Origin of the sequence: Corallococcus sp. AB049A (genome assembly GCF_003668885.1) — a bacterium.
Lineage (GTDB): Bacteria > Myxococcota > Myxococcia > Myxococcales > Myxococcaceae > Corallococcus > Corallococcus interemptor.
Window position 1 is genome coordinate 1 of sequence record NZ_RAWL01000622.1, and the last position, 3,708, is coordinate 3,708.

Below are 3,708 nucleotides of genomic sequence, written 5' to 3' on the forward strand. Positions count from 1 at the left end.
GGCCCACCCTTCGGCTCCTCCAATGCCGCCAGTGCGTGCACGTTGTCGGGCAGCGCGTCCATCACCGCGCGCAGGGTCGTGCTGCGGCCCGTGCTGGAGGCTCCCGTGAGCAGCACCACCTGACCGTTGAACAGCGACGGGTCCAGGCGGTTGAAGAGCCCCTTCAGGAACGTCGCCGCTTCGGTGGAGAGCCGCAGGCTGGAGATGCTCGGGTATGCTTGGCGCTCCTCCCGGTCCCTCGCCAGCGCCGTGGTCCAGGTGCCCAGCTCGGTGTCCCGGAAGGACACGCGGAACTCGATGTCCGGATCCGCCGCGCCCGCCGGGAAGACCGCACGGCCTCGGTCCGGCATCACCGGATCCGCTCCCCGCTTCGCGTACTCCGCCAGCGCCTTCCCCAGCGGCCGGTACAGTTCGTACGCCATGGGCTGACGCACCGGGACCCGCTCCGTGCCCAGCAGCCCCACCCGGTCCGGCGAGTCCTTCTGGATGAAGAACAGCGTGATGCCCGCGTTGATCACCCTCTCGCCCGTGGCCGCGTCGGATCCGTCCTCGTCCTCGGCCGTCTCCGTGTCGTCCGCCCCCCAGACGGAGAACATCGCCGCGCCCGTCCTGCCCGCGACGTCGAAGAGGGCCGCCGCCAGCGCTTCCGGCGTCCTTGGCTGAGCCGCCGCTCCGGCCGGCGCCCGACCCGCCTCCCCCAGCTTCTGGAGCAGGCTGGCGAACACGGCTTCCGGCGTGGCCGGGACTTCGGACCTCGGGCTCGGCGTCGTCATGGGCGCCGACCATGGCATGGCCCCTCGCGGCCCGGCCACGGGGGAAACAGGCCCCCGGGAGGCCCTCTCCCCCCGGGAAACCGGGCCGGCTGCCAGCCTGCCTTGAGAATGGGCGAGGAAGCACCACGGTAGGGGCTCCCCTCCAGCAGGCGCTTGGGTAACATCGCTTGATGTTCAGGCGTCTCACCAACGCGCTGCGACGGCTGTGGCTCCGCCCCTCCGCAAGCAGCCCCCCGGACCGGCAGAGCCTGCCCGGCGGTACCGAAGCAGCCGCCGCGCCCCGGCGCTCGCGCGCGTCGGTCGCGGAGGAGCCTTCGCCCGCCGCCCGGCATGGCACCAGCCGTCCCCGCCGTCCGGCCGCGCGCATCGTCGCGCACGGGGCCGCCCCGCACGCCGGCAACCGCAAGAAGTCCCGCCGCGCCGCCGCCACGCAGACCCGCTTCTACGACCTGCACGACGACTTCCGCGCCCCCAACCGCTGGGAACCCGGTGACCCGCTGGACCTGGAGGACAAGGAGGTGGGCGACGTGTGGATGTTCACCGCCGGGCGCCCCGTGGACCCGCCCGGCCCGCTCCACATCCCCAACGAGGCGAGGGCCACCCCGCTCGACTTCAGCCTCGCGGGCGCGGGCCTCACCCCCGTGGTGCACCCGCGCGTCGCCGCCGTGTTCGCGCGCCTGGCGCCCGAGGACGTGCAGCTCATCCCCGTGAACATCGAGGGCCAGCCGAAGCCGTACTTCCTCGTCGTCGCCACGCGCCTCATCCGCTGCGTGGACGAGGCCGCCTGCCTGGAGATCCACCGCTACGGCCCCGGCGACGGCGTCCCCGCGCGCGAGGGCCAGTACCGCTCCGTGCGGGGCCTGAGAATCGACCCCGACCAGGTGGGCCGCGCCCGCGTGTTCCGCCCCTGGGGCTGGCCCGTCACCCTCGTCGTCTCCGAGGCCGTGAAGGAGGCCCTGGAGAAGGAGGGCGTCACCGGCGCGCGCTTCACGCCCGTGACGGACACCCGGCACTGACGCCGGCTCCGGAGGCTCCGGAGCCTGGGCGCTACTCCTTCTCGATGTCCCGGTCCCACAGCTGCACGCGGCCGTAGTCCGCGGACAGCCGGCGCACCATCTCCGCCGCCAGCGCCACCGAGCGGTGCTTGCCGCCCGTGCACCCCAGCGCCACCGTGAGGTACGCCTTGCCCTCCTTCTGGTAGCGCGGGAACAGGAAGCGGCAGAGGTCCACGACCTTCTCGAGGAACGCTTGCGTCTCCTCGCGCTCCAGCACGTACCCGGACACCTTCGGGTTCTTGCCCGTGAGCCCCTTGAGCTCCGGCACGAAGTACGGGTTCGGCAGGAAGCGCACGTCGAAGACGAGGTCCGCCTGCGGCGGCACGCCGTAGCGGTAGCCGAAGGACATGATGGACAGGCTGGGGCCCGTCGTGGGCTCCGGGCTGAAGCGCCCCTGCACCATGCGCTTCAGGTCGTGCACGTTGAGCGCCGACGAGTCGATGACCTGATCCGCCATCTCCCGCAGGTCCTTCAGCGCCTCGCGCTCCTTGTGGATGCCCTCCGCCACCGTGCCATCCGGGGCCAGCGGGTGGCGGCGGCGCGTCTCGCTGAAGCGGCGCATGAGGCTGTCGTCGCTGGCGTCCAGGAAGAGCACGTCCACCTGGTGACCCGCGCGGCGCACCTCATCCAGGATGCGCGGCGCGTCCTTGAGGAAGACGCCCTCGCGCGCGTCCACCACCAGCGCCATGCGCTCGATGTTGCCGCCTCCCGCCAGCTCCGTGAGCTTGGGCAGGAGGAGCACCGGCAGGTTGTCGATGCAGAAGAAGCCGGCGTCCTCCAGCGCACGGATGGCGGTGGACTTGCCGGAACCTGACATGCCGGTGATGACGATGATCTGCTTCGCGGGGGCGGTCACTCGACCTCTTCTCCCAAGGTGCGGCGCATCGCCCCCTGGGCGATGGCTCGATTGAGTCGCTCGGCGAACTCTCGCGCCGAATGGTGGCCCTGAAGCTTCAACAACTGGTTGCGCGCGGCCACCTCCACGATGGTGGCCATGTTGCGTCCAGGACGCACCGGGACGACCGACAACGGGATGTCCACGCCGACGATCTGCAGGTGCTTGTCCTCCACGCCCAGGCGGTCGTACTCCTGGTGCGGATCCCATTCCTGCAGTTCGATCACAAGCTCAATCTTCTTCTGTTCCCGGACGGCGGACACTCCGAAGAGGTCCTTGATGTTGATGATGCCCAGGCCGCGAATCTCCATGTGGTGCTTGATGACCGGATTGCCCGCGCCGTAGACGGCCCCCTTCCTCCGGGTCACGTCCACGATGTCGTCCGCCACCAGCCGGTGGCCGCGCATCACCAGGTCCAGGGCGATCTCGCTCTTGCCGATGCCGCTCTTGCCCAGGAGCAGGATGCCCACGCCGAAGACGTCCATGAGCACGCCGTGCAGGCTGCTGGACTCCGTGAGCGCGTCCTCCAGGAAGTTCTGCACGCGCTGGATGAACTCGCTGGAGAGCAGCGGCGTCATCATCAGCGACAGGCCCGCCGCCTCGCAGGCGTCCACCAGCGCGCGCGGCACGTCCAGCGCCTTGGTGACCACCACGCACGCCAGGTCTTCTTCGCTGAAGAGCTTGGCCAGCGACGCTCGCTGCGCGTCCTCCGGCAGGGTGGCCAGGTAGGAGATTTCGGTGTTGCCGAAGACCTGGACGCGGTGCGGGTGGAGGTGCTCCATGAAGCCCGCCAGCGCCAGGCCCGGCTTCTGGATGCGCGAGGAGTCCACCGTGCGCGCCAGCCCCTGGGTGCCCGCCATCAGGGTCAGCCGCAGGTCGTGGCCCTGGTCCTCGAGGAGCTGGGAGATGCGAATGGATTTCATCGTCGGGACCTGGATATCACCCACCGGCCTCTGGAGGTGAACCGCACCGTGTCCGCCGCCCC

At 70.7% G+C, this 3,708-nt stretch carries 4 protein-coding genes; 1 reads left to right on the top strand and 3 read right to left on the bottom strand.

Going from position 1 to position 3,708, the window contains the following annotated elements; genetic code table 11:
• Positions 1–773 (bottom strand): hypothetical protein (locus tag D7X55_RS37295; protein WP_147468517.1); only part of this gene is annotated, 773 nt, incomplete at its 3' end.
• Positions 774–943: 170 nt separating this feature from the next.
• Here D7X55_RS37295 and D7X55_RS37300 point away from each other — a divergent pair.
• Complete coding sequence (locus tag D7X55_RS37300) at positions 944–1,789, top strand: imm11 family protein (RefSeq protein ID WP_120551841.1); 846 nt, start codon at positions 944–946, stop codon at positions 1,787–1,789.
• 31 nt (positions 1,790–1,820) lie between these two features.
• Here the strand turns inward: D7X55_RS37300 and rapZ are convergent, their stop codons facing one another.
• Together rapZ and hprK are read right to left on the bottom strand one after the other, a co-directional pair.
• Positions 1,821–2,684 carry an RNase adapter RapZ gene (gene rapZ, locus D7X55_RS37305; protein WP_121725515.1) on the bottom strand — a complete coding sequence of 288 codons (864 nt, stop codon included), beginning with the start codon at positions 2,682–2,684 and terminating at the stop codon, positions 1,821–1,823.
• Entirely contained in the window at positions 2,681–3,646 is a 966-nt protein-coding gene (gene hprK / locus D7X55_RS37310; RefSeq protein WP_120551843.1) for an HPr(Ser) kinase/phosphatase, read from the bottom strand. Before hprK ends, rapZ begins: the two co-directional genes overlap by 4 nt.
• Positions 3,647–3,708 lie beyond the last annotated feature (62 nt).

What these genes read in the sequence shown, in the direction of transcription:
- D7X55_RS37300 (WP_120551841.1), top strand. Translation starts at nt 944, where the DNA reads ATGTTCAGGCGTCTCACCAACGCGCTGCGACGGCTGTGGCTCCGCCCC.
- hprK (WP_120551843.1), bottom strand. Translation starts at nt 3,646, where the DNA reads ATGAAATCCATTCGCATCTCCCAGCTCCTCGAGGACCAGGGCCACGAC.